The organism is Leptothrix sp. (in: b-proteobacteria), assembly GCF_965250675.1.
In the GTDB taxonomy this organism is placed as follows: domain Bacteria; phylum Pseudomonadota; class Gammaproteobacteria; order Burkholderiales; family Burkholderiaceae_C; genus Sphaerotilus.
In genome coordinates, this window is record NZ_CBDFPH010000008.1 from 258,996 (window position 1) to 282,791 (window position 23,796).

Annotated in this window: 21 protein-coding genes; 11 read left to right on the forward strand and 10 right to left on the reverse strand. The window is 70.0% G+C overall.

Annotated features, from left to right (window positions below):
* Window positions 1-18: 18 nt before the first annotated feature.
* Window positions 19-780: an SDR family NAD(P)-dependent oxidoreductase gene (locus AC5IG3_RS10390; RefSeq protein WP_491906230.1), complete on the reverse strand. Its 762-nt coding sequence runs from the start codon at window positions 778-780 to the stop codon at window positions 19-21.
* 153 nt (window positions 781-933) lie between these two features.
* Between AC5IG3_RS10390 and AC5IG3_RS10395 the strand changes: the two genes are divergently transcribed.
* The 3 genes from AC5IG3_RS10395 to AC5IG3_RS10405 all read left to right on the forward strand — a co-directional run bounded on the left by AC5IG3_RS10395 (window position 934) and on the right by AC5IG3_RS10405 (window position 6,675).
* Window positions 934-1,818 (forward strand): LysR substrate-binding domain-containing protein, encoded by an 885-nt coding sequence (locus tag AC5IG3_RS10395; RefSeq protein ID WP_491906231.1) that lies wholly within the window; start codon window positions 934-936, stop codon window positions 1,816-1,818.
* A gap of 80 nt (window positions 1,819-1,898) precedes the next feature.
* Window positions 1,899-3,179, forward strand: coding sequence for a metallophosphoesterase family protein (locus AC5IG3_RS10400; RefSeq protein ID WP_491906232.1), 1,281 nt, complete (start codon window positions 1,899-1,901; stop codon window positions 3,177-3,179).
* 10 nt (window positions 3,180-3,189) lie between these two features.
* A complete protein-coding gene (locus AC5IG3_RS10405) occupies window positions 3,190-6,675 on the forward strand; it encodes an ATP-binding protein (RefSeq protein ID WP_491906233.1) in 3,486 nt (1,161 codons plus the stop codon).
* 11 nt (window positions 6,676-6,686) lie between these two features.
* On the opposite strand, the gene AC5IG3_RS10410 is transcribed toward AC5IG3_RS10405, so the two are convergent.
* The 4 genes from AC5IG3_RS10410 to AC5IG3_RS10425 all read right to left on the reverse strand — a co-directional run bounded on the left by AC5IG3_RS10410 (window position 6,687) and on the right by AC5IG3_RS10425 (window position 10,073).
* Entirely contained in the window at window positions 6,687-7,934 is a 1,248-nt protein-coding gene (locus tag AC5IG3_RS10410) for a hypothetical protein (RefSeq protein ID WP_491906234.1), read from the reverse strand.
* Complete coding sequence (locus tag AC5IG3_RS10415) at window positions 7,931-8,797, reverse strand: DMT family transporter (protein WP_491906235.1); 867 nt, start codon at window positions 8,795-8,797, stop codon at window positions 7,931-7,933. Before AC5IG3_RS10415 ends, AC5IG3_RS10410 begins: the two co-directional genes overlap by 4 nt.
* Window positions 8,798-8,898: 101 nt before the next feature.
* Window positions 8,899-9,195, reverse strand: coding sequence for a pentapeptide MXKDX repeat protein (locus AC5IG3_RS10420; RefSeq protein WP_491906236.1), 297 nt, complete (start codon window positions 9,193-9,195; stop codon window positions 8,899-8,901).
* A gap of 68 nt (window positions 9,196-9,263) precedes the next feature.
* Window positions 9,264-10,073, reverse strand: coding sequence for a DUF1223 domain-containing protein (locus AC5IG3_RS10425; RefSeq protein ID WP_491906237.1), 810 nt, complete (start codon window positions 10,071-10,073; stop codon window positions 9,264-9,266).
* 94 nt (window positions 10,074-10,167) lie between these two features.
* On the opposite strand from AC5IG3_RS10425, the gene AC5IG3_RS10430 reads away from it, so the two are divergent.
* The 5 genes from AC5IG3_RS10430 (at window position 10,168) to AC5IG3_RS10450 (ending at window position 13,764) form a co-directional block, all read left to right on the forward strand.
* Window positions 10,168-10,533, forward strand: coding sequence for a DUF2946 family protein (locus tag AC5IG3_RS10430; RefSeq protein WP_491906238.1), 366 nt, complete (start codon window positions 10,168-10,170; stop codon window positions 10,531-10,533).
* A gap of 182 nt (window positions 10,534-10,715) precedes the next feature.
* Entirely contained in the window at window positions 10,716-11,243 is a 528-nt protein-coding gene (locus tag AC5IG3_RS10435; protein ID WP_491906774.1) for a YcnI family copper-binding membrane protein, read from the forward strand.
* A gap of 49 nt (window positions 11,244-11,292) precedes the next feature.
* On the forward strand, window positions 11,293-11,775 hold the full coding sequence (locus tag AC5IG3_RS10440; protein WP_491906239.1) for a copper chaperone PCu(A)C: 483 nt from the start codon (window positions 11,293-11,295) through the stop codon (window positions 11,773-11,775).
* Between the two features lie 134 nt (window positions 11,776-11,909).
* Window positions 11,910-12,395 carry a nuclear transport factor 2 family protein gene (locus tag AC5IG3_RS10445; protein ID WP_491906240.1) on the forward strand — a complete coding sequence of 162 codons (486 nt, stop codon included), beginning with the start codon at window positions 11,910-11,912 and terminating at the stop codon, window positions 12,393-12,395.
* Window positions 12,396-12,432: 37 nt separating this feature from the next.
* Window positions 12,433-13,764 (forward strand): leucine-rich repeat-containing protein kinase family protein, encoded by a 1,332-nt coding sequence (locus AC5IG3_RS10450; RefSeq protein WP_491906241.1) that lies wholly within the window; start codon window positions 12,433-12,435, stop codon window positions 13,762-13,764.
* Between the two features lie 5 nt (window positions 13,765-13,769).
* Here the strand turns inward: AC5IG3_RS10450 and AC5IG3_RS10455 are convergent, their stop codons facing one another.
* Window positions 13,770-14,144, reverse strand: coding sequence for a diacylglycerol kinase (locus AC5IG3_RS10455; protein ID WP_491906242.1), 375 nt, complete (start codon window positions 14,142-14,144; stop codon window positions 13,770-13,772).
* Entirely contained in the window at window positions 14,141-16,405 is a 2,265-nt protein-coding gene (locus tag AC5IG3_RS10460) for an ATP-dependent DNA helicase (RefSeq protein WP_491906243.1), read from the reverse strand. The genes AC5IG3_RS10455 and AC5IG3_RS10460 overlap by 4 nt, the downstream gene beginning before the upstream one ends.
* Before the next feature lie 86 nt (window positions 16,406-16,491).
* Here AC5IG3_RS10460 and AC5IG3_RS10465 point away from each other — a divergent pair, with 86 nt between their 5' ends.
* Together AC5IG3_RS10465 and mgrA are read left to right on the forward strand one after the other, a co-directional pair.
* A complete protein-coding gene (locus tag AC5IG3_RS10465; protein ID WP_491906244.1) occupies window positions 16,492-17,277 on the forward strand; it encodes a DNA/RNA non-specific endonuclease in 786 nt (261 codons plus the stop codon).
* A 107-nt stretch (window positions 17,278-17,384) separates the two neighbouring features.
* Window positions 17,385-18,431 (forward strand): L-glyceraldehyde 3-phosphate reductase, encoded by a 1,047-nt coding sequence (gene mgrA, locus AC5IG3_RS10470; protein WP_491906245.1) that lies wholly within the window; start codon window positions 17,385-17,387, stop codon window positions 18,429-18,431.
* A gap of 17 nt (window positions 18,432-18,448) precedes the next feature.
* On the opposite strand, the gene AC5IG3_RS10475 is transcribed toward mgrA, so the two are convergent.
* On the reverse strand, window positions 18,449-20,170 hold the full coding sequence (locus tag AC5IG3_RS10475; protein WP_491906246.1) for an AMP-binding protein: 1,722 nt from the start codon (window positions 20,168-20,170) through the stop codon (window positions 18,449-18,451).
* Between the two features lie 118 nt (window positions 20,171-20,288).
* Here AC5IG3_RS10475 and AC5IG3_RS10480 point away from each other — a divergent pair, with 118 nt between their 5' ends.
* The gene (locus AC5IG3_RS10480; protein ID WP_491906247.1) at window positions 20,289-21,065 is read left to right on the forward strand and encodes a fumarylacetoacetate hydrolase family protein; all 777 of its coding nucleotides are present in this window, start codon (window positions 20,289-20,291) and stop codon (window positions 21,063-21,065) included.
* A gap of 13 nt (window positions 21,066-21,078) precedes the next feature.
* Here AC5IG3_RS10480 and AC5IG3_RS10485 read toward each other — a convergent pair whose 3' ends face one another.
* The gene (locus AC5IG3_RS10485) at window positions 21,079-22,275 is read right to left on the reverse strand and encodes a porin family protein (RefSeq protein WP_491906248.1); all 1,197 of its coding nucleotides are present in this window, start codon (window positions 22,273-22,275) and stop codon (window positions 21,079-21,081) included.
* A 19-nt stretch (window positions 22,276-22,294) separates the two neighbouring features.
* Window positions 22,295-23,689 carry an undecaprenyl-phosphate glucose phosphotransferase gene (locus AC5IG3_RS10490; protein ID WP_491906249.1) on the reverse strand — a complete coding sequence of 465 codons (1,395 nt, stop codon included), beginning with the start codon at window positions 23,687-23,689 and terminating at the stop codon, window positions 22,295-22,297.
* Window positions 23,690-23,796: the final 107 nt, after the last annotated feature.

Here is a 23,796-nt window from a genome sequence, read left to right on the forward strand (position 1 = left end):
ACAGAGGGTGGGCGAAGCTCAATGGATCAGCATGCCGCCGTTCACGTCGAGCGTGATGCCGGTGCAGTACAGCGACAGGTCGCTGGCCAGGAAGACGCAGGCGCCACCGATGTCGTCGGCACGGCCCAGGCGGGCGAGCGGAATCGTCTCGGCGATCTCGGCCTTCTTCTCTTCGGTCAGCTTGCCCTTGATGATGTCGGTGCCGATCAGGCCGGGCGTGATGCAGTTGACCCGGATGCCTTCAGGGCCGAACTCACGCGCCATCGCACGCGCCAGGCCGAGCACGCCGGCCTTGGCGGCCGAGTAGTGCGGGCCGCCGAGGATGCCGCCGCCGCGCTGCGCCGACACCGACGAGATGCAGACGATCGAGCCGCTCTTCTGTGCCTGCATCGCCGGCAGCACCGCCTGCGACATGTAGAGCGTGCCGCGCAGGCTGACGTCGAGGATGCGGTCGTAGTCGGCGCCGGTGATGTCGAGCGTCTTGGCAGGCTGCGTGATGCCGGCGTTGTTGACCAGCACGTCGATGCGGCCGTAGGCCTGCAGCACCGCGGCTGCGGCGGCGTCGCACGAGGCCTTGTCGGTCACGTCGGCCACAAGACCCAGGTGCGGGCCGAGGTGGCCGGAGCCGAGCTGCGCGGCGGCTGCGGCCGGCTCGGCGCGAGCCAGATCGAGCACGACGACACGGGCGCCCTGGGCCGCCATCAGGCGGGCGGTGGCGAAGCCGAGGCCGTTGACGCCGGCGCCCCCGGTGATGACGGCAACTTTATCTTTGAGCAGCATGTCTGGGTGTCCTGTGGGAGGTGAAGAGATCGGGCGGGGCGCGCTGGTTTCTACGGCGCTTGGGACGAATCTTCGACCTCTGCATGCATGACGACAAGCGATGCTTTTTCAATCTAAGATGACAAAACGTCACTCAACAACAGGGTTGACCCCATGCCCTTCATTCCGCCCATCACCAACCTGCAGGCCTTCGAAGCAGTGGCCCGGCGCCGCAGCTTTGCGCTCGCGGCAGCGGAACTCCATCTCACGGCTTCCGCGATCAGCCACCAGGTCACGCGGCTCGAATCGCACCTGGGCGTGCGCCTGTTCGAGCGCAGCGCGCACGGCGTGCGCATCAGCCCGGCGGGTGAGCTGTACCTGTCGCGCGTCGGCGGCGCGCTCTCGGCGATTGCCACGGCGACGGAGGATCTGCGGCAGGGCGTCAGCAACAGCCTCTACGTGCACTCGGCGCCGAGCATCGCGAGCCTGTGGCTGATGTCGCGCCTGCAGGGCTTCGCGCAGGCCTGGCCCGACATCTCGCTCAACCTGTCGTCGGCGCACACGCCGAGCGACTTCGAGCTCGGCCAGTCGGACATCGACATCCGCTACGGCGTGCCCAACTGGCCGGGGCTCGTGGTCGAGCCGCTGTTCGAGGAGCGCATCGTCCCGCTCGCCAGCCCGGCGTTCATCCAGGCGCATCAGCTCAAGCGTCCCGAGCACCTGCTCGGCGTCAAGCTCATCCAGAGCAACGTCAGCGTGGTGCAGTGGTCCGACTGGTTCGCGGCCTATACGGACCAGCGCGCGCCGGACCGGTTCACCGTGCGCTTCGACCGGGCCCAGATGTCACTGGACGCCGCGACCCAGGGCCTCGGGGTGGCGCTCGAAAGCGCGACCATCGCGGGCCGGCACATCGCCGAGCGCAAGCTGCGGCCGGTGTTCGGGCTCGACAAGGCGATCAAGGTCAAGGCGCACTTCGCGGTCTACCCGCCGCGCCACGCCAAGCGGCCCGCGGTGGAAGCGTTCCTCGCATGGCTGCACCGGGAAGCGGTCAAGGGATAGGGTCTTCAGCGGCAGCGCCCGGGCGCTGCCGCAATGCTCCAATGCCCCGGCCCGCCTCAGGTTTCTCCGCAGGATCGCCCGTGAAATTCATCCACACCGCCGACATCCACCTCGACAGCCCGCTCACCGGCCTGTCGGCCTACCCCGACGCGCCGGTCGCGCTGCTGCGCACGGCCACGCGCGATGCGTTCGAGGCGCTGGTGGGCGTGGCGCTGGCCGAGGCGGTCGACTTCATGGTGATTGCCGGTGACCTCTACGACGGCAGCTGGCGCGATTTCAACACCGGCATCTTCTTCGCGCGCCAGATGGGCCGCCTCAGCGCGGCGGGCATCCCGGTCTACCTGCTGCTGGGCAACCACGACGCCGACAACGAGATGACGCGCAAGCTGCAGCTGCCGGAGAACGTGCACCTGTTCTCGGCGCGCAAGGCCGAGACCTTCCAGATCCCGGCGCTGAAGGTCGCGCTGCACGGCCGCAGCTTCAAGGACGCCGCCACGACCGACAACCTCGTCACCCACTACCCCGCACCGCGCGCCGGCTGGCTCAACATCGGCGTGCTGCACACCGCGCTGGAAGGCAACAGCGCGCACGCCAGCTACGCGCCGTGCTCGATGGCCGAGCTGCAGGCGCTCGGCTACCAGTACTGGGCGCTGGGCCACGTGCATGAGCGGCAGATCTGGCCCGGCGGCGGCGCGGCCGGCCCGGCCACGGTGGCGTTTCCCGGCAACCTGCAGGGCCGCCACATCCGCGAGACCGGCGCGCGTGGCGCGCTGCTGGTGAGCGTGGACGGCGCCGAGATCACCGCCGTCGAGCCGCTGCCGGTGGACGTGCTGCGCTGGCACGCGCTGGCGGTGGACGCGAGCCGCGCCGCCACGCTGGCTGACGCCGTGCGGCTCACCGGCAGCGCCCTGGCCGCGCTGCTGACTGCGCAGGACCACGCCTTGCCGCTGGCGGTGCGTGTCACGCTCACCGGCGCCAGCGCCGCCCACGGCGAGCTGTTCGGCCTGGAGCGCCAGCTGCGTGGCGAGGTGCTGGCGCAGGCCGCCGCGCTGGACGCGCAGCGGCTGTGGATCGAGAAGGTCGTGATCAATACCCAGCCGCCCGCCGCGCCGGCTGACGCGTCTGATGCCACCGCCCACGCCGGCGCGCTGGCCGAACTGCAGACGCTGCTGGCGCAGGCCGGCAATGACGAGGCCTTTCTGCAAGGCCTGCAGGACGATCTGATGGCGATGGTCGGCAAGCTGCCGCTGGAGCTGGTGCAGGCACTGCCTGAACTGGCGGCGGTGCGCGCCGGCGACCTGCGCCCGCTGGTGCGCGACACCGGCACGGCGCTGGTGTCGCAACTCGCCCACCCTGCTTGAAGGCCCGGCCATGCGCATCGACCACCTCGACCTGATCAAGTACGGCAAGTTCACCGACCGGCGGCTGGCATTTCCGGCCGCCGAGCGTGATTTCCACGTCATCGTCGGCCCCAACGAGGCCGGCAAATCGACCGTGCGCGCGGCGGTGCAGGACCTGCTCTACGGCATTCCGGCGCGCACCGTGCACGGCTTCATCCACCCGATGACCGAGCTGCGCCTGGGCGCGCTGCTGCAGCACGGCGGCACCGCGCTGGCGCTGCACCGCACCAAGGGCAACAAGAACACGCTGCGCACCCCTGCCGACGTGCCGCTGCCCGAGGCGGCGCTGAGCGCGCTGCTGGGTAGCAGCGACCGCGACTTTTACGCGCAGATGTTCGGCCTCGACCACGACAAGCTCGTCAAGGGCGGCGACAGCATCCTGCAGGCGTCCAACGACCTCGGGCAGATCCTGTTCCAGTCCGCCGCCGGCATTGCTGGCCTGGGCGAGTTGCGCCAGCAGCTCGACGCCGAGGCCGGCAAGCTCTGGGCGCCGCGCCGCGCCGCCGACCGGGCCTACTACCAGGCCGCCGACGCGCTGGACGCCGCCACCGCCGCCGTCAAGGCCGCCACCGTGCGCAGCCGCGACTGGGCCGATGCGCAGACACGCCTGGCCGAGCTGGACACCGCGCAGCGGCAATCGCGCGATCAACTCACCGCGCTGCGCACCCGCCGCGCGCAGCTGGAACGCGTGCGCCGCGTGCTGCCGCCGCTGGCCGCGCTGCAGGACATTGGCACGCAACTGCAGGCGCTGGCGGCCGTCGTGCCTTTGCCGCCCGACGCCGCCGCCACGCTGGCCCGCGCCGAGACCGAACTGGCCATGGCCCGCGACGCCCAGGCGCTGCACCAGGCCCAGCAGCAGGCCGCCGCGCAGGCGCTGGCCGGGTTGCGGCTGGATGCCGACGCACTGGCCCGCGCCGCCGACATCACCGCGCTCAACGAACAGCGGCTGCAGTACCGCGCCCACGCCGGTGACATCGCCCGCCGGCAGCTGGAAGTGGACGCGCTGTGGAAACAGGCGCAGGACCTGGCCGCTGCGCTCGGCTGGCCGGCGGCGCAGGAAGACGCGCTCTGGCCGCGCCTGCCCGCCCCGCCACTGCGTCGCACGCTGGAGCGGCTGATGCGCGAGCACGGCGCGCTGCACCAGGCCCAGGCCACGGCCGCCCGCGCCGAGGTCGACAAGCGCGACGAACTCGCCCGCACCCAGGCCCAGCTCGCCGCCCTGCCGCAGGGCGAGGCGCCGCTCGGCCTGCAGGTGGCGCTGCAGGGCGCGCGCCAGCTGGGCGATGTGGCGCAGGCGCTGCGCGAGCGCGCGGCTGATGTCGAGCGCAAGAGTGCCGCGCTGGAAGCCGGTGCCGCGGCGCTCGGCCCCTGGCGCTGCGAAGTGCCGGCGCTGCGCGCGCTGCAACTGCCCGCCGCCGATACGGTCGAAGCCCATTTGCAGGCGCAACGCGAAGCCGCTGCCGAAGCGCGCAGCCTGAACGCCCGCGCTGCCAGCCTGGGCGAGCAGATCGCCGCACAGACGCTGGCCGTGGCGCAGTACCGCGAGGCGCATCAGCCCGTCACGCGCGACGCCGTGCTGCACGCCCGCGCGCAGCGCCAGGCCGTCTGGGCGCAGATCCGCCACGCTTCGGTCACGCTCACCGAAGCCGGCCCGGTCTACGACACGCTGGTGCAGCAGGCCGACCACGCCGCCGACGCCCGCCACGACACCGTGCAGCAGGCCAGCGAACTGCAGTCGCGCCAGCAGCAACTCGCCCGGCTGCAACTGGAGGCCGACGGCGTGCAGACGCGGCTGGCCGAGCTGGCCACCGCCGACGCCCGCCACACCGCCGACTGGGCCACGCAGATCCAGGCCTGCGGCTTGCCCGGCCTGGCGCTGTCTGCTGTGACCGGCTGGGCTGAAGCTCGCCGCCACGCCCTGGCCGCCGCCGACGCGCTGGCGCTGGCCGAGCAGGCGCAACGCCAGGCCCAACAAGCCGCCGCAGCAGCAGACGCCGCGCTGGCGCAGCAATTGGCCGCGCTGGGCCAGTCCACGACAGACGGCACGCTTGCCACCCGCCTGCTGCAGGCTGAGGCGCTGCTCAAGCGCCTGGATGACGCCGCCGGCCAGCGCCGCACGCTGACGCAGCATCTGGCCGATGGCCAAGCCGCGCTGGCGCGCCACACCGCCGCGCATGCGGCTGCCAGCCTCGCGCTGCAAACATGGCAAGCGGCCTGGGATCAGGCGTTGAGCCAGTCCGGGCTGCAGGGCGACTTGGCCGAGATCGAAGCGGCGCTGGCGCTGATCGGCCAGCTCGACGACGCTCGCACGCAGATGCGCCAGATTCGCAGTGACCGCATCGCCACCATGCAGGCCGATCTGGCCGGGCACGCGCAGGCGGCACGGCAACTGGCGGCGGCGCTGGATGCCAATCTGCTGGAGCGCCCGGCGACCGAGATCGCGCTGCAACTGGCCGAGCGCCTGCAGCAGGCGCAGCAGGCGCAGGCCGAGCACCAGCGCCTGCAGGCCGAGCATCAACAGGCGCAGGCCCGCGCTGCCGACGCCCAGGCGCGCCAGCGCAACGCGCAGGCCACGCTGCAGCCGCTGCTGGCGCGCGCAGGCGTGGCTACGCCCGCTGAGCTGGCCGAGGCGATTGCGCAGTCCGACCGCCAGCGCAGCCTGCTGCAACACCAGGCTCAGGCCGAGGCCCTGCTGCGCGACAGCGGCGATGGCCTGAGCCTGGCGCAGCTGCAGGCCGAGACCGCCACGATCAACCCGCTGGCCTTGCCCGCCGAGCTGCACGAACTGCAGGCCAGCGAGGCCACGCTGGTCGATGCGGCACAAATATTGGCCGTGCGCCGCAGCGAGGCCAGCGCCGCCCTGGGCCGCATCGCCGGCCACGCCGACGCCGCGCAGGCCGAGGCGCAGCGCCAGGAAGCGCTGGCGCAGATGGGCGAGGCGGTGCAGCGCTACCTGAAGGTGCAGACCGCCGCGCGCCTGCTGAAGTGGGCGATCGAGCGTTACCGCGAGGCCCGCCAGGGGCCGATGCTGAGCCGCGCCAGCGCGATCTTCGCGGCGCTGACGCTGGGCTCGTTCGAGCGCCTGGCGGTGGACTTCGACGCCGAACCGCTCAAGCTGCAGGGCCGCCGGCATGACGGCCAGCTGGTCGACATCGGCGGCCTGAGCGAAGGCACGCGCGACCAGCTCTATCTGGCGCTGCGGCTGGCCGCGCTGCACCTGCATCTGGACCCGGCGCAGGGGGATGGACTCGGCCCCAGCGCCAGCAGCGGCCACGCGCTGCCCTTCATCGCCGACGATCTGTTCATCAACTACGACGACCGCCGCGCCAGCGCCGGCCTGCACGCGCTGGGCGAGCTGTCGCGCCACACCCAGGTGCTGTTCCTGACCCACCACGACCACCTGCTGCCGCAGGTGCGCGAGGTGTTCGGCGCCGCGGTCAACGTGGTCGAGCTGTGATCACGCCCTGATCAGAAATCCACCACATCCACCGTCACGCCCTTGAGCGCCAGCGCCCAGCGGGCCACGGTGGCGGCTTCGCGGTTCGGGAACGGCCACCACAGCACGTGCCAGCTGCCACCGACGTTGAGCACCTCGATCTGCGTTGCCTCGCTCGGGGCCGACAGCGTGGCGGCGGCGGCCTTGAAGCGGATCAGCAGCTGCTCGGCCTCGGCGCGGCTGCGCGGGCCCCGGCTCATCAGCGCGTAGATCTGCTGCGGCGCCACGCTGGAGGCGGGTGCGCCGCGCGGGCGGGTCGTTGCGGTTGACGCCGGTCCTGAGCTTTTGGCCGGACTTGACGGCGGACTTGACGGCGGTGGCGCGCTGGCCGCAGCGTGCACCGCTTCCGATCCATGCGCGGCGGCCGCCGAGGCAGGGGACGATGCGGCAGCCGCCGCCACGCCGGAGCCCGACGTGGCCTCGTGGGGTGCTGCTGCGGGCGGAGCCGTCCGCGACGCGGCGTCTTCAGCGTCTACCGCATGGGATGCGGCGGTTGCGGTCGCGTGAGGCGCACTGGCGGGCTCACTCGCTGAGCGGGCTGCTGCCGTGGCCTGGTGGGGTGCCGTTGGTGCGGTGTGATGCCTGGTCCGTGTCAGCCACAACACCGCTGCCAGCAAGGCGATCAGCGCGAGCGCCAGCCCGGCCGCCACCGCCATGCGCCGCCGCTCCAGCGGCCGGCGGCCCAGCACCGCGCCCGAGCCATCGGCCGCCAGCAGCACGCGGGTCTTGACGCCGCCGTGGTCGATGGCGGCGGTCAGCAGGTGCAGGCGCTGCAGGGCCGTTGCGTCTGCCGGGTCGACCGCCACTTCGCGCTGCGGCCAGTCGGCTTCGCCGGGGCGTTGTGGCTGGCCGTGTTGCAGCGCAAAGCGGGCGATGCGCGCGGGGCTCAGGCCGGGGATCAGGTCTTCGCTGAAGAGGGCGAGTGGCGCGGGGGCTGCCGGCGGCATCGCGCGCAGCTTTTGCGGCAGCTTGCTGCGCACCGGCTCAGGCAGGCGGTCCAGCAGCTTGAGCAGCGGGGCCAGCTTGGTCGTTACCACAGGCACATCCGGCGCATCGGGCGCTGCCGCTGCCGTCTCGGCAAACGGCAGGCTGACCGTGCCGATGGCCTGCACCGCGCCGCCCTGCAGTCGCCTCGCCAGCGGATGGCGGTGCTGCCAGGCGGCGACGTGGCTGGCGATGTCCTTGAGCGTGGCCAGCGGGGGTGGCGGTCTGGGCTTCATCGGCGTGGCAGCAGTCCGGTGGCCAGCGAGGTGCCCAGCAGGATCACCACGCCGCCGCCGATCATCGACAGCGTGAGCGATTCATGCAGGAACAGCGCGCCCCACAGCGTGCCGAACACCGGCACCAGGAACGTGACCGTGATGGCGCGCGCGGCGCCGATGCGCGCGATCAGCCGGAAGAAGATCAGGTAGGCCAGTGCCGTGCTGGCCAGGCCCAGTACCAGCACGGCGGCCCACGGGCCGACGCCCGGCATCTGCGCCGGCCAGGCGTGCCACGCCAACGGCAGCAGGAGGGGCACCGCCACCAGTTGCGAGCCGGTGGCGTTCACCAGCGGCGATACGTCGCCCAGGTGGCGCTTGGTGAAGTTGGCGGCAAAGCCGTAGCAGGCGGTGGCCCCCAGCATGGCCAGCACGGCCCAGCCCGAGCCGCCGGGCTTGAAATCCGCCTTGTCGGCCGCCAGCACCAGCACGCCGGCAAAGCCCAGCGCCAGGCCGAACAGGCGCAGGCGGCTCAGCCGGTCCTTGAGCCAGAGCGCGCCGATCAGCGCGGTGAAGATCGGCGTGCTGGCGTTGACGATGGACGCCAGCCCGGCGGTGATCGACAGCGTTGCCCAGGCGATCAGCATGAAGGGGAAGGCGGAGTTGAACAGCCCCATCACCGTGATCGGCCCGGCGCGCTCGCGCAGGCCGGCCCACTGGCCGCGCCAGAGCAGCAGCGGCAGCAGCAGCAGCGACGCAATCGTCACGCGCAGCCAGATCAGCGGCACCACGCCGAAGGCCGGTGCCGCATAACGCAGGAACAGGAAGGAGCCGCCCCAGAGCGCGCCCAGCAGCAGCAGGTCGGCCAGGTCGCGCGGCTTCATGCGTGGCCCCGCGCTCGGGGGCAGAAGGGAGGGGGGGCAGAGGGGAAAGCGGGGGACGTTGTTGTGGATGCGGGCATGCCGCAATTGTCCCCCTGCGGGTGTCACTTCTTCATGTCATCCATCTTCATGTCGTCCTTCATCATTTCGTCTTTCTTCATGCCGTCCTTGGTCATCATGTCCTTCTTCATGGTGTCCTTTTTCATGTCGGTCTTCATGTCCGATTTCATGGCGTGCTTCTTCATGCCGTCTTTCGCCATGCCGTCCTTTTTCATGGCGTCTTTCTTCATCATTTCTTCCTTCTTCATCATGTCGTCCTTGGCCATGCTGTCCTGGGCCAGGACGTGGCCGGTGGAGATCAGCAGGCAGGCGGAGAAGGCGGTGGCAATGAGCTTGTTCATGGGGAGTTTTCCTGTTTCAGGGGTTGGGGAAGGGGTGGAGCGGGACAAGGAAAAGCGGGATGAGGAAATCAGGCGCCGGCACAGACCGGCGTGGCCAGGGCCTGCAGCACGCGGGCGCTGCCTTCTTGCTGCACGAAGGCCACCAGCGACAGGCGCTTGCGGTTCCAGCCGGGGTCGAGCGTGAGTTCGCGCTGCAGGCTGGCGCTGCCGGTGCTGCTGTCACTGAGGCGGATCGGGCCGAGCCACTGGCGCACCACGGCGTTGTGCGACAAGGTGGTGCCGCCGTTCTCGCCGCGCGCCACGCGCGAGACCAGGCCGTCTTCGGCCAGTGCGACGTAGAGCTGTGCGGCATCCCCCGGGCTGGTTCGGCTGGCGTCGGCAGAAATGGCCAGCGTGCCCTGGGGTGTCAGGCGGGTCTTGAGGCGGATCTCGGCCGCTGCCGGCTGGGCGTTGATGCGGCGCACCTCGTCGCGCAGCGTGCCGCGCCATTCGCGCACCTCGCCGCCGCTGACGAAGAAGTGCGGCGTGTAGACCGTCTTGTGCTGGTTGGCCGTCACCAGCGCGCGGTGGCGCTGGCCGAAGGCGGGCTGGGCATAGGGATCCTTCCAGCCGATGTAGTCCCAGTAGTCCACGTGCAGCGACAGCGGCACGACCTCGGCCTGCGGGTCGAGGGTCTGGCGCAGCGTGCTGAGCTGCTTGTCCGCTGGCGGGCAGCTGGAGCAGCCTTCCGAGGTGTACAGCTCGACGAGCGCCGCCGTCTTCGGCCCGCTGCGTGCCTGGCAACTGGACTGGGCGATGGCGCCGAGGTGGGTCGACAGCATCAAGCCGAGAGCCAGTGCGTTGCGCAGCAAGGGGTTGGGGCGGTTGCAGATCTTCATGACCTGTAGTCGCCAGCGAGGTGGATGGCTTACGCTGAAGGTCAAAAAATTTTCGCGGTGTGCGGACAAGATGAGTTGCCGATAATCGCAACCTATGCAGCTCATCCGTTCACTCCGCACACGCGCCCGCTGGGCGTTGGCGTGGCTGGTGCTCGTGCTGGCTGCGGGCGTGTTGAGTCCGGTGTTGGCGGCGCAGCGGGGAGACTTCCTCGACAGCTTCTGCACCACGCCCACCACGTCCGACCGCGCCGGCGTGTCCGCCCCGGACACCGGTGCCGTGCCGGATCACAACGTCCTGAAGTGCCCCCTGTGCTGGAGCGTCTCGGCGCTGCCGCCAGCCCCGTCGGGGGCCCCGGACCGCCTGATCGAGCCCGAGCGCTACACGCGCAGCCGCCTCAGCCCCTCACTGCATGCGTTGGCGCCAGGCTTCGAGCCGGCGCGCGGCCCGCCCCGGGCCTGAGCACGCGGCCGCCTCGCGGCCCAGCCCCATCGTCTCATCATGTTTTTTGCGGATCGGCCCGGCAGCAAGCCGGCGATCCATGCCGACCTGCGCGCTAAGTGCAGCGCAGGTGCGCGCGTCCCTGAATGCTTCGGAAATCCCTCATGTCTTCATCGCTGTCTTTTCTTCGCCGGACCTCTGTTGTGGCGGCCTTGGGCTTGGTCTGTTTCTCGACCGGCGCAGCCGCCCACGCCTCGCTCGACGAGCCCGTCGCGCTGGCCGGCACTTACTACAAGGCGGTCGTCAACATCGGCCACGGCTGCGATGGCGCGCCGGTGCACACCGTCACCGTGCGCATTCCTGCCGGTTTCAAGGGCGCCAAGCCGGTGCCCAAGCCGGGCTGGAAGCTCGACATCACCCGCGCCGCGCTGGCCAAGCCCTACACCAGCCACGGCAAGACCATCACCGACGACGTGGCCGAAATCCGCTGGACCGCGCTGACCCGCGACGCCTGGCTGCAGGACGCCTGGGCCGACAGCTTCGCGTTGCGCGGCCAGTTGCCCGACCAGCCCGGCGCGCTGTGGTTCAAGGTGCTGCAGACTTGCGAGAGTGCCGCCATCGACTGGGCCGAGGTGCCCGCCACCGGCCTGTCCACCCGAGGCCTGAAGGCCCCGGCCGTGCTGCTGGAGGTGCTGCCCTCGCAGCCTGCCGCTGGCGGCCATGCCCATTGATTTCACACAACGCCCGCCACACGTCCTGCCATTTCCCAAGGAGCCTCCCATGAACCTTTCCCGTCAAATCACCGCCGCCCTGCTGGGCCTGGCCTGCGCGACCCCGCTGCTGGCGCAGAACATCGAAGTCAACGGCGCCTGGGCGCGCGCCACCGTCAAGGGCCAGAAGTCCACCGGTGCCTTCATGGACCTGATCGCCCACGAGCCGCTGCGCCTGGTCAGTGTGTCCAGCCCGGTGGCCGGTGTCGCCGAGGTCCACCAGATGAAGATGGACGGCGACATCATGAAGATGAGCGCCGTCGGCAGTGTGGAACTGCCCGAGCACAAGACCTTCTCGCTCAAGCCGGGCGGCTTCCACGTCATGCTGATGGACCTGAAGACGCCGCTGCCCAAGGACAGCAGCATCCCGCTGACGCTGGTGTTCAAGGATGCCAAGGGCGTCGAGACCCGCACCGAGGTCAAGGTCCCCGTGCTGACCACGGCGCCCGGAGGCGCTGCGGCCGCTGGCGGCCACGGCGAGCACAAGCACTGAGGCTGCACTGACGCCCGCACTGAGATGCGCGCGTGGTCCGCGCGCGCCAGTGTCATGGGGCGCGTGTCAATATGGCCGTGGGCGGCAGATTGGCGCCGCCTGCCCTCCACCCTGACCTTCACGACGCGACGCCCATGACCACGACGCCTACCCCTGAGCAACGCCCGCCCGTCCCGCCCTTCACGCTGGAGACCGCCACCCGCAAGGTGCGCGGCGCCGAAGACGCCTGGAACACCCGCGACCCCGAGGTCTGCGCCCGCGTCTACACCGAGGACACCGTCTGGCGCAACCGCGCCGAGTTCCCGGTCGGGCGCGAGCAGGTCAAGGCCTTCCTGGCGCGCAAGTGGGCGCGCGAACTCGACTACCGGCTCATCAAGGAGCTGTGGGCCTTCACCGACCACCGCATCGCGGTGCGCTTCGCCTATGAAAGCCACGACGAATCGGGCCAGTGGTTTCGCAGCTACGGCAACGAGAACTGGGAGTTCAACGAGCACGGCTTCATGCAGCGCCGCTTTGCCAGCATCAACGACCTGCCGATCACGCCGGGCGAGCGCCTGTTCCACTGGCCGCTCGGCCGCCGCCCTGACGATCACCCGGGTCTGAGCGAATTGGGACTGTGAGGCTGCCGGCGCCGCAACAGCCCGGACAATCGCGGCCATGCACACCCTGCAACAACTGCGCTCCGGCGCGCTGGCCGGCACGCGCCGCCTCGACCTGTCCTGCGGCCTGAGCGAGTTCCCGCGCGAGATCTTCGCGCTGGCCGACACGCTCGAAGTCCTCAACCTCTCCGGCAACCGGCTCACCACGCTGCCGCACGACCTGCCGCGCCTGAAGCGGCTCAAGGTGATCTTCTGCTCCGACAACCCGTTTACCGAGCTGCCGCCGGTGCTGGGCGACTGCGCGGCGCTGGAGATGGTCGGCTTCAAGGCCAACCGCATTGCCCACGTGCCGGCCGAGTCGCTGCCGGCGCCGCTGCGCTGGCTGATCCTGACCGACAACGACCTCGCCGAGTTGCCTGATGCGCTCGGCCAGCGCCCGCGCCTGCAGAAACTGATGCTGGCCGGCAACCGCCTGCGCGCGTTGCCGGATCTGTCGCGTTGCACGCAACTGGAATTGCTGCGGCTGGCCGCCAACCGCTTCGAGACCTTGCCGCCCTGGCTGCTGGACTTGCCGCGCCTGAGCTGGCTGGCGCTGGCGGGCAACCCGCTCGGTGCCGATCACGCGGCACCGCCGGCGCGGGCCGACATCGCGCGCATTGCGTGGTCCGAGTTGCAGCTGCAGCACGCGCTGGGCGAGGGCGCCTCGGGCGTGATCCACCGCGCGCTGTGGCAGCGGGCTGAGCAGCCCGCACAGCCTGTCGCCGTCAAGCTCTTCAAGGGCGCGATGACCAGCGACGGTCTGCCCGATTGCGAGATGGCCGCCTGCATCGCCGCCGCCGGCCACGCCGGGCTGATCGACGTGGCCGGCGTGCTGCACGATCACCCCGAAGGCAGTGCCGCGCTGGTGCTGGCGCTGCTCGACCCCAGCTTTCGTGCGCTGGCCGGCCCGCCGAGCCTGGCGTCGTGCACGCGCGATGTCTACGCCGACGGCCTGCGCCTGCCGGTGGCGTCGGCGCTGAGCATCGCCCGCCGCATCGCCGACGTCGCCGCCCACCTGCACGCCCAAGGCCTGATGCACGGCGACCTCTATGCCCACAACCTGCTCTGGAATGGTGACGTGCAGCAGCCGCAGTGCGTGCTGAGCGATTTCGGCGCCGCGTCGTTCTACGACCCGGCCAGTGTGGCAGCGGCGGCGCTGCAGCGCCTGGAAGTGCGCGCCTACGGCTGCCTGCTGGAAGAGTTGATCGAGCGCGTGGCGGTGGATCACTCTGCGCCTGCCGATGCCGCCTGCCTCACCACTCTGACCGCACTGCGCGACGCCTGCCTGCAGCCACAGGTGCTGGCGCGGCCGACGTTTGCCGAGGTCGTCGCGGCGTTGGCACAAGTCTGAGTCGCTCAGCCGCCTCGCCACCAACTCCACAGATACGCCAGCGCCACCCCTGCCGCCGCCAGCGCCGTCAGCAGCACCGCGCCGGCGGCGGCGTCCTTGGCGAACTTGATCTCGGCGTGGCGCTCCGGGTGCAGCCGGTCGGCCAGGGCTTCAAGCGCGGTGTTGAACATCTCGGCGGCCAGCACGGCGCCGCTGGCCAGGGCGGCGAGTGCCCACCACAGCGGTGCGGCGTGCGTCAGGCCCAGCACCAGCGCGGCGGTCAGGGCGCCGGCCAGCTGCACGCGCAGGCTGCGCTCGCGCCGCAGTGCGACGGCCAGGCCGCTGAGCGCATGGCCGAGCCGGGCGGCAAACGACTGGCCTTTGTAGGGCGGCGGGTTCATCGTGTCTCCTCCACCGCCCACCACGCCGGCAGCAGCGCGCGCACCTCGCGGCGCTGGAAACGGTCGTCCAGCAGATGGATCACGCCCTGATCGGCGGTGGTGCGGATCACGCGGCCGGCGGCCTGCACCACCTTCTGCAGGCCGGGGTACAGATAGGTGTAGTCGAAGCCGCGCCCGGCCAGCGCGTCGGTCTGGTCGATGCGCTGTCGCAGCTGCTCATTGACCGGGTTGACCTGCGGCATGCCGAGCGTGGCGATGAAGGCACCGATCAGGCGCTCGCCCGTCAGGTCGATGCCCTCCGAGAACGCGCCGCCCAGCACCGCAAAGCCGATGCCGCGCCCGTCCGGCGTGAAGCGCGCCAGGAAGTCGGCCTGCGCCGCCTCGCTCATGCCGCGCTGCTGCAGCCAGACCGGCACCTCCGGATGTGCGGCGGCCAGCGCGGCGGCGACGCGGTCCAGGTAGTCGAAGCTGCTGAAGAACGCCAGGTAGTTGCCCGGCCGCGCCGCGTACTGCCGCGCCATGCGCGCCACGATGCGCGCCAGCGAGGCGTCGCGGTGGCGGTAGCGGGTCGAGATGTCACGGGCGATATGCACATCGAGCTGCGCCGCGGCAAACGGCGACTCGACATCGATCCACGCCGTGTTGTCCGGCAGACCCAGCAGATCGGCGTAATAGCCTTGCGGCTGCAGCGTGGCCGAGAACAGGGTCACCGTATGAGCCACTGCCAGCCGGGGCTTCAGGTATGGCGCCGGCACGACGTTGCGCAGGCTCAGGCGCGGGCTGGCGTGGGTAGGGCGCTCCAGGTCGTAGAGCGAATGCGCGCCAGCTGATTCCGACAGCCGCACCAGCTGCAGCGCGTCAAAGGCGAAGTCGAGCAGCGCGGCGTTGGGCTCGGTTGGATGCTCGGCCAGGTGGTTGAGGATCACGGTGCCGGCCTGCTGCAGCGCGGTGGTGAGCGCCTCGGGCGCGTCGGCCAGCACCTGGTAGTCGAGCGGCTGCTCGGCCAGCAGCGCCTTCCAGCGCCGCAGCACGCGGTCGAGCGCCTTGCGCACCTCGGCCGGCGGCGCGGTGCGGCGCAGGCGCTGCAGGCGGTCGGCGTCGAAGTCGGCGCTGTACATCTTGCGGGCGCGCTCGACCAGGTTGTGCGCCTCGTCGACCAGCAGCGCCACGCGCCAGCCCAGCACCTGGGTCAGGCCGTGCAGCAGCGCGGCGCTGTCGAAGAAGTGGTTGTAGTCGCCCACCACCACGTCGGCCCAGCGCGCCAGTTCCTGCGTCAGGTAGTAGGGGCAGATGGCGTGCTGCGCGGCCAGTTCGCGCACGCTGGCCTTGTCCCAGGCCGGCAGCGCGAGTGCGGCCTGCCGCGCCGCCGCCAGCCGGTCATAGAAGCCCTGTGCCAGCGGGCATGAGGCGCCGTGGCAGGCCAGCTCCGGGTGCTCGCAGGCCTTGTCGCGCGCCACCAGTTCCAGGCTGCGCAGCGGCAACAAAGGTTGCGCCGCCCGCAACGTCACCAGCGCATCGAGCGCCAGCGCGCGGCCCGAGGTCTTGGCGGTCAGGAAGAACACCCGGTCGATCTGCGCGCCGGGCAGCGCCCGCAGCAGCGGAAACAGCGTGCCCAGCGTCTTGCCGATGCCGGTGGGCGCCTGCGCCATCAGGCAGCGGCCGGACACAGCGCTGCGGTAGACGGCTTCGGCCAGCGGGCGCTGGCCGTGGCGGAAGTCGGCGTGCGGAAACGGCAGCGTCGCCAGCGCGGCGTCACGCGCCGTGCGGTGTGCCAGTTCCTGTTCGGCCCAGGCCAGGAAGGCCTGGCAGCGCTGCTCGAAGTGCGCCTGCAACTCCGTTGCGCTGCAGGCGCGCGTGAACACGGTTTCGCTCTGGCTGAGGATGTCGAAGTACACCAGCGCCAGCTCGACCTCGGTGCGCCCGTCCTGCTGGCACAGCAGGTGGCCGTAGACCATGGCCTGCGCCCAGTGCAGCGCGCGGTGGTTGTCGGGCTGGCGTTCCAGGCTGCCGCGGTGGGTCTTGATTTCTTCGAGCCGGCCGCGCATCGCGTCAAAACCATCGGCCCGGCCGCGCACGCGCAGCGGGCCGAATTCGCCGCTCAGGCTCACCTCGGCGCGGTAGCCGGCCCCGCGTCGCGCCACGACCACGGCGTGGCCCTCGATGCCTTCGAGCGCGGTGGGCGAGGGCGTGAAGCGCAGGTCCAGATCGCCCACCTTGGCGGTGAATTCGCACAGGGCGCGGACGGCGACGGTGTAGGGCATGTCCGGATTGGAGCAGGTCGCACGCACAATCCCGCTCCCTTTTCCCTGCTCCCTGTTCCAAAACAATGCCAAGAAACCTGTCTAAGTTGCTCGTCGTCGTCCTGGCGATGTTCTGCACCGCGCCCGCCGTGGTGCAGGCCCGCCGCAACCCCGACCGCGTCGCCACGGAAGCCATCTCGCTGTACGCGCCCGAGCAGCGGCGCTCGACCTTCGACGGCTGCAAGGCGGTCTTTCCGGGCGGCAAGCCGCTGGCGCTGGACGTGGTGCCGGCGCGCTGGAAGCCGCGCGGCCTGTGCTCCAACACCTTCGCGGTGCTGCATTCCGGCCTGAGCAAGACGCCGCTGGTGGTGGTCGAGCGCCTGAGCCGCCAGATGCTGCTCGACGCCCGCGACGAAGAGCGCACCGACGAGTTCTACCCCGACCCGCGCCTGCCCCGAAGCGAGCGCGCCGACCTGAGCGATTTCAAGGGCAGCGGTTTCGACCGTGGCCACATGTCGCCGGCAGCCGATCAGCCCGACGTCACGGCGATGGCGCAGTCGTTTGCACTCTCGAACATGATTCCGCAGGACCGCATCAACAACCAGCGCATCTGGGCCCGGCTGGAGATGGACACGCGCAAGTACGCGATGCGCGCCAAGGGCGATGTGTTCGTGTTCTCCGGGCCGCTGTTCCGCAAGACGCCGCAGGCCACCATCGGCGACAACCGGGTCTGGGTGCCCAGCCACCTCTTCAAGCTGGTGCACGACGCCCAGACCGGGCGGACCTGGGCCCATGTGCTGAGCAACGATGCCACGCGCTATGAAGGTCCGCCGCTGTCCTACGCCGAGTTCGTCCAGCAGACCGGCTGGCGGCTGCTGCCCGGCGCGCAGTAAGCCGGCGTTGGCCGGCGGTTGACCGTCTGCCGCGCAGGCCGGCGGCCCTTGCGGCATCATCAGCGCCCCACGCCGATACGCCCATTCACTTCCGCCAGGCCAGAACCATGAAACCCATCTACACCGCTGCCGCCAACCGCTACGAGTCCATGCCTTATCGCCGCTGCGGCGCCAGCGGGCTGAAGCTGCCGGCGCTGTCGCTGGGCCTGTGGCACAACTTCGGCGACACCACGCCGCTCGCCGTGCAGCGCGAGATGGTCACCACCGCCTTCGACCTGGGCATCACCCACTTCGACCTGGCCAACAACTACGGCCCGCCCTACGGCAGCTCGGAGATCAACTTCGGCCGCATCCTGCGCGAGGAGTTGAAGCCTTACCGCGACGAGCTGATCATCTCCAGCAAGGCCGGCTGGGACATGTGGCCGGGCCCGTACGGCCAGGGCGGCGGCTCGCGCAAGTACGTGCTGGCCAGCCTGGACCAGAGCCTGCAGCGCCTGGGGCTGGACTATGTGGATATCTTTTATTCACACCGCTTCGATGCTGAAACGCCGCTGGAGGAGACCGCCGGCGCACTGGCTCAGGCCGTGCGCCAGGGCAAGGCGCTCTACATCGGCATCTCGTCCTACTCGCCCGGCAAGACGGCCGAGATGGCCCGGCTGTTGAAGGCCGAAGGCGTGCCGCTGCTGATTCACCAGCCGAGCTACAACCTGCTCAACCGCTGGATCGAGGGGGGCCTGCTCGACACGCTGACCGAACACGGCGCCGGCTGCATCAGCTTCACCGCGCTGGCGCAGGGGCTGCTGTCGGACAAGTACCTCAACGGCATTCCGGCCGATGCGCGCATCAACCGCCCGGGCGGCGGCTCGCTGATGGCCGCGCACCTGAGCGAGGCCAACCTGGCCAAGGTGCGCGCGCTCAACGGCATCGCCCAGCAACGCGGCCAGAGCCTGGCGCAGATGGCGCTGGCCTGGGTGCTGCGCGATGCGCGCATGACGACCACGCTGATCGGCGCCAGCAGCGCCGCGCAGATCCGCGAGAACGTCGGCGCGCTCGCCAACCTGGCGTTCAGCGCCGAGGAACTGGCCGAGATCGACCGCCACGCGCAGGAAGGCGGCATCGACCTGTGGCGCGCGCCGAGCAGCGACTGGGTTTGAGCGCGGACGCTTCCCGGTTACTTGAGGCTGGGAAAGTCTTCCTCGAAGAATTCGCCCTCGGCGCGTGAGGGGGCGGCGCGCCGTTGCACTTCCAGCGTGCGCAGCTGCACGCGGCGGATCTTGCCGGAGATGGTCTTGGGCAGCTCGCTGACGAATTCCAGCCGGCGCACGCGCTTGTAGGGCGCGAGCTGCTGGCGCGCGAAGGTGAAGATGGCCTCGGCCAGTTCACGGCTCGGCGCCGTGCCGGCCACCAGCATCAGGAAGGCCTTGGGCACGGCCAGCCGCAGCGGGTCGGGGCTGGGCACGACGGCGACTTCGGCCACCGCCGGGTGTTCCATCAGCGCGCTTTCGAGCTCGAACGGGCTGATGCGGTAGTCGGAGGCCTTGAACACGTCGTCCGCCCGGCCGACGAAGGTGATGTAGCCGTCGGCCGCGCGGCTGGCGACGTCGCCGGTGCGGTAGTAGCCGTCGCGCATGACTTCGGCGGTTTTCTCGGCGCTGTCCTGGTAGCCGGCCATCAGGCCGAGCGGGCGCTGGCCGTGGCAGTCTTGCAGGGCGATGCAGACCTCGCCCTCGTCGGCTTCGCGGCCGTCGAGGTCGAGCAGCGCGATGCGGTAGCCGGGCAGCGGCCGGCCCATCGAGCCGGGCTTGAGCGGCTGGCCGGGCGCGTTGCCGATCTGCGCGGTGGTCTCGGTCTGGCCGTAGCCATCGCGCAGCGTGATGCCCCAGGCGGCGCGGATCTGCTCGATGATTTCGGGGTTGAGCGGCTCGCCCGCGCCGATCAGCTCGCGCAGCTGCAGGCGGCTGCGGTGCGAGGCCAGATCTTCCTGGATCAGCATGCGCCAGACGGTGGGCGGCGCGCACAGGCTGGTGACACCATGCTGTGCCAGTGCGGCCAGCAGGTTCGGTGCGCTGAAACGGGCGCTGTTGTAGATGAAGACGCAGGCGCCGGCGTTCCACGGCGCGAAGAAGCAGCTCCACGCGTGCTTGGCCCAGCCGGGCGACGATATGTTGAGGTGCACGTCGCCCGGTCGCAGCCCGAGCCAGTACATGGTCGACAGGTGGCCGACCGGGTAGCTCTGGTGCGTGTGCAGCACCAGCTTGGGCTTGGAGGTGGTGCCGGAGGTGAAGTACAGCAGCAGCGGATCGGTGGCCAGCGTCGCGCCGTCGGGTGTGAAGTGGGTGCTCGCCTGCGCGCTGTCGTCGAATGGAAGCCAACCCATCGCTGCGCTGTTGGCCACATCACCCACGGCGATGCGGGTGTAGTCGCCCGGCAGCGGCGCGAACTTGTCGACCTGCGCGCTGGCGGCGATCACGTGGCGCACGCCGCCGCGCTCCAGGCGGTCGCGCAGGTCTTCGGTGGTGAGCAGCGCGGTGGCGGGAATCAGCACCGCGCCGAGCTTGATGGCCGCGAGCATGATTTCCCACAGCGCCAGCTCGTTGCCGAGCATCAGCAGCACGCGGTCGCCGCGCCGCACGCCCGCAGCGCGCAGGAAGTTGGCGACCTGGTCCGAGCGCTGCGACAGCTGGCTGAATGAGCGTCGCACCACGCTGCCGTCCTCGCCGACGATCTGCAGCGCGGTGGCGTCGTTGCCGCGCGCCAGGGTGTCGAAGTGGTCGAGTGCCCAGTTGAACTCGGTCAGCACCGGCCAGCGGAACTGCGCCACGGCGGCGGACTGGTCGTCGCGCAGCGCCAGCAGCTGGTCGCGGGCGGCGAGGAAGGCATCGAGTGAGGTCATGGTGGCGTCCGGAGACTGGCTGAAAGGGCCGGCTCAAGATACCCGACGCGCACCGCGCCGCCCATGCGGACTTTCATGAGGGCGCTAAATTCAGGCCCCCCGATACGAATGGCATCCGATGAACTCCAGCACCGACCCGCAGGCCAGCGTTCTGGCCGCCCTGATCACCGCCCGGCACACGCAGCAGCGCGCCGATCACCATGCGCTGCCGTGGCAGGCCATCGACCTGGACGCGGCTTACGCGCTGCAGCATCAGCAGGGCGCAGCGCTCGGCTGGTTTGACGCTGAGGTGCCGCGCGCCTGGAAATCCGGCGGTGGCACGCTGGCCGGCATCACGCATGCGCCATTGCCGGATGCGGGCGTGGTCGGCAGCCCGGCCGATGGCCGGCATTGGTCGTTGCATCAGCGCGGCATCGAGGCCGAGGTGGCGCTGCGCCTGGGCCGCAGTGTCGATGCGGCCACCGCCGCTACGCTGGATCGCGCCTGCGCCGAGGCGCTGATCGACGCCATGTGCGTCAGCATCGAGGTGGTCGACAGCCGCTGGACCGACGGCTGGAGCGCCACGCCCACGCTGCTGCGCCTGGCGGATCTGCAGTCGCACGGCGCGCTGGTGCTGGGTGCGTGGCAGCCGTATTCAGCGCGCGACTGGGCCGCACAGGTGTGCGAGGTTCACATCGGCACGCAGACCCCGCAACGCTTTGTGGGCACCCACCCGCTGGGTGACCCGGCGGCGGTGCTGCCGGCCTGGTTGCGGCACCTGACCCGCGAGGGCGCCACGGTGCCGGCGGGCACCGTGGTCACGACCGGCTCATGGGTCGGCTTGCTGGAAGCTCAGGCGGGTGATGCGGTGCGGGTGGCGTTCGACGGCCTCGGCGAGGCCGCGCTGCAGCTCTGAGCGCCGGGCCTGCTCAATCCCAGGTGAAGCGGCCGAAGCAGCCGATCACGCGGGCGCTGTAGGGATAACTCAGCGTCTGGCTGCCGCTCACGGTGCGCTTCTCGTAGCTGGCGTTGCAGCCCAGCGCCAGCGCACGCATGGCCTGATAGGCGGCTTCCAGCGAGACTTGCTGGAGCTCGTCCTCGCCCTGCACTTCCAATCCCAGGCCGGCAGCAGCGTTTTCCAGGTCGCGCTGCGTCTGCTGGAAGCGGGCGGTCAGCTGGACCTTGTCGGTGGCTTTCCACTGCGCGCTCAGGTCGAGTCGGGTGCTCAGGCGGGCGTCGGTGCTGCCGGTGCCGTTGAAGAGTTCCTGGCTGCCGGTGTCGGTGTCTCTGAGCAGTCCGGCGCGCAAGCTGAGCTTGCCGGTGGGTTGCCACTGCACGCCCAAGGCGCCGGACCACAGGCGTGAGTTGCGCAGCAGCGATTGGCTGTGGCTCTCTTGCGACCGCGTCAGGCGCAGATCCACCGCAGTGGCGCCGCTCAGGCGCAGCCCCACCACGGTCTCGATGTCATTGCGGTGAAAGCGGTCCGCACCCAGCGTGGTGCTGTAGCGCGGGTAGCTGCCGTTGGTGCGTCGCACCAGGCCGCGCACGCTCAGGTCGGGCTGTGGCTGCCAGCGCACGCCCACGTCCATGGCCAGGCGCCGCTGTTCCTGGTTGGCGAAGACCGTCGAGGAAAAGCGCCGGTCGTAGCCGGCCAGCCCGCCTTCCAGCGTCCATTCGGTCACCACGCCTACGCGGGCGCGGGCGAACGTCGTGCTGGTGCGCTCGATGTTCTTGCCCTGCGCGGCCAGCACGCTGTTGGTGCTGTCACGGTACAGCTGCTGCGAGTGCGTGGCGCCGACCTCACCTTGCCACCGGTCTGCCGTCGCCCAGTCCCAGGTCAGGGAGGCATTGGGGCTGGTGTAGTTCAGGGCTGAATTGCTGCTGTAGCGCGAAGCCTGCAACCCGGCACTGGCGCGCAGGCGCTGTCGACCGATGGGCTGATCCACGCTCAGCCCCAGGCCGGTGGTGCTGATGGTGTCGGCCGAGGCCGCAGCATCCCGTACGCGCAGCACGTTGCTGTCGCGGGTCAGCGACTGGCTCACGGTCAGCGCGTAGGGGTCGGACTCGGCATGAGCCAGACCCAGGTAGCCCAGAAGGGCCATCGCGGTGCAGAGTTTCAAGGGCAAGGCTTGCATTCGGTGAATCTCAGTAAGCGGTGCGGTCAAAGAACATCTGCTTTGCCGTCCGGAAAATGATGAGCAGGTCAAACCCCAGCGACCAGTTGCGCAGGTACTCCAGATCGTATTCGACGCGTCGGGCCATCTTCTCGACCGTGTCGGTCTCGCCGCGCAGGCCGTTGACCTGCGCCCAGCCGGTGATGCCGGGCTTGACCTTGTGGCGCGCCATATAGGCCTTGACGATCTTGCGGTACTGCTCGTTGTGCGCCACGGCGTGAGGCCGTGGCCCCACGATGCTCATGCTGCCCTGCAGGACGTTGACGAACTGCGGCAACTCGTCGAGCGAGGTGCTGCGGATGAAGGCGCCAAATGGCGTGATGCGGGCGTCTCCACGCTGGGCCTGCTGCATCACCGGGCCGTTGTCCATGACGGTCATCGAACGGAACTTGTAGACCTTGATGATCTGTCCATCCAGCCCGGTGCGGCTCTGCTTGAAGATCACCGGCCCGGGTGAGCTGCGCTTCACGCCCCAGGCCACCAGCAGCAGGATTGGCGAGATCAACACCAGAATCAGCGACGCCAGCCCGAGGTCGCTGATGCGCTTGAGCAGGCTGTTCACCCCCGTGAACGGCGAACTCAGCAGACCCACGACCGGCACGCCATCCATGTCCTCCAGGCGCCCCTGGATGATGCTGACGTCAAACACGTCCGGCACGAAGTGCAGCGACGCCGTGGTGTTCTGCAGCGAGGCCATCAGGTTGAGGATGCGCGGCTGCGAGGTCAGCGGTAGCGTGATGAAGACGTCCTTCACGCCTTGTGCCTCGATGTAGGCCGGCAAATCAGACAGCTTGCCGTGCAGCACCTCGCCCGGCGGCAACTCCAGGCGGTCCAGCGTCCGGTCATCGAAGAAGCCCAGCAACTCGCGGCCTTCTGCCTTGCGCTGCGCCAGCATCTGCGACACCCGGGAACCCATGCGGTTGACACCCACCACGACGGCCGGCCGCCTGGCCTCGGGAGACGCCGCCCGGCGGCGTAACCACTCTGCCCCGATGACAACGCAAACCCACTGCACCAGCGGTACGCCCATTGCCCAGGCGGCGAGCATGCGGTGGTCGAACTCATGCAGACTGCCCGTGGCGTAACCCAGCAGCAGCAGCACAGCCAGCAGCCCGATCCAGCTGAAGACGATGTCGATACCGACCCCCACGCCCCGGCGGCCGAAACGATTCACGCCCGGAAACATCATCACCAGCAACAGCAACACCATGGCGCGTGCAGGGCCACCGAAGGGTTCATTAAAAACGTCATGCGCAACGATCAGCCCCAGCGCCGCAACGCTGGGTTCCAGCACCGCAGCCACCAACGTCGCCACAGAAGGTGGCGCAGTCAGGAACAGCTTGCTGGCGCTCCGGTCATTCGTCACGGCGACTCCCCATGCTTTTCGCCTTTGCAACTACAACACCGCATTTCATTTCTCTTTCTCCCTGTAGCGTCGCAGCATGCGTATGCTGAGAACACTTATTTATTGAT

Coding starts and splice junctions, on each gene's coding strand:
- AC5IG3_RS10390 (WP_491906230.1), bottom strand. CDS start 780: ATGCTGCTCAAAGATAAAGTTGCCGTCATCACCGGGGGCGCCGGCGTC.
- AC5IG3_RS10395 (WP_491906231.1), top strand. CDS start 934: ATGCCCTTCATTCCGCCCATCACCAACCTGCAGGCCTTCGAAGCAGTG.
- AC5IG3_RS10405 (WP_491906233.1), top strand. CDS start 3,190: ATGCGCATCGACCACCTCGACCTGATCAAGTACGGCAAGTTCACCGAC.
- AC5IG3_RS10410 (WP_491906234.1), bottom strand. CDS start 7,934: ATGAAGCCCAGACCGCCACCCCCGCTGGCCACGCTCAAGGACATCGCC.
- AC5IG3_RS10415 (WP_491906235.1), bottom strand. CDS start 8,797: ATGAAGCCGCGCGACCTGGCCGACCTGCTGCTGCTGGGCGCGCTCTGG.
- AC5IG3_RS10420 (WP_491906236.1), bottom strand. CDS start 9,195: ATGAACAAGCTCATTGCCACCGCCTTCTCCGCCTGCCTGCTGATCTCC.
- AC5IG3_RS10425 (WP_491906237.1), bottom strand. CDS start 10,073: ATGAAGATCTGCAACCGCCCCAACCCCTTGCTGCGCAACGCACTGGCT.
- AC5IG3_RS10430 (WP_491906238.1), top strand. CDS start 10,168: ATGCAGCTCATCCGTTCACTCCGCACACGCGCCCGCTGGGCGTTGGCG.
- AC5IG3_RS10440 (WP_491906239.1), top strand. CDS start 11,293: ATGAACCTTTCCCGTCAAATCACCGCCGCCCTGCTGGGCCTGGCCTGC.
- AC5IG3_RS10445 (WP_491906240.1), top strand. CDS start 11,910: ATGACCACGACGCCTACCCCTGAGCAACGCCCGCCCGTCCCGCCCTTC.
- AC5IG3_RS10450 (WP_491906241.1), top strand. CDS start 12,433: ATGCACACCCTGCAACAACTGCGCTCCGGCGCGCTGGCCGGCACGCGC.
- AC5IG3_RS10455 (WP_491906242.1), bottom strand. CDS start 14,144: ATGAACCCGCCGCCCTACAAAGGCCAGTCGTTTGCCGCCCGGCTCGGC.
- AC5IG3_RS10460 (WP_491906243.1), bottom strand. CDS start 16,405: ATGCCCTACACCGTCGCCGTCCGCGCCCTGTGCGAATTCACCGCCAAG.
- mgrA (WP_491906245.1), top strand. CDS start 17,385: ATGAAACCCATCTACACCGCTGCCGCCAACCGCTACGAGTCCATGCCT.
- AC5IG3_RS10475 (WP_491906246.1), bottom strand. CDS start 20,170: ATGACCTCACTCGATGCCTTCCTCGCCGCCCGCGACCAGCTGCTGGCG.
- AC5IG3_RS10480 (WP_491906247.1), top strand. CDS start 20,289: ATGAACTCCAGCACCGACCCGCAGGCCAGCGTTCTGGCCGCCCTGATC.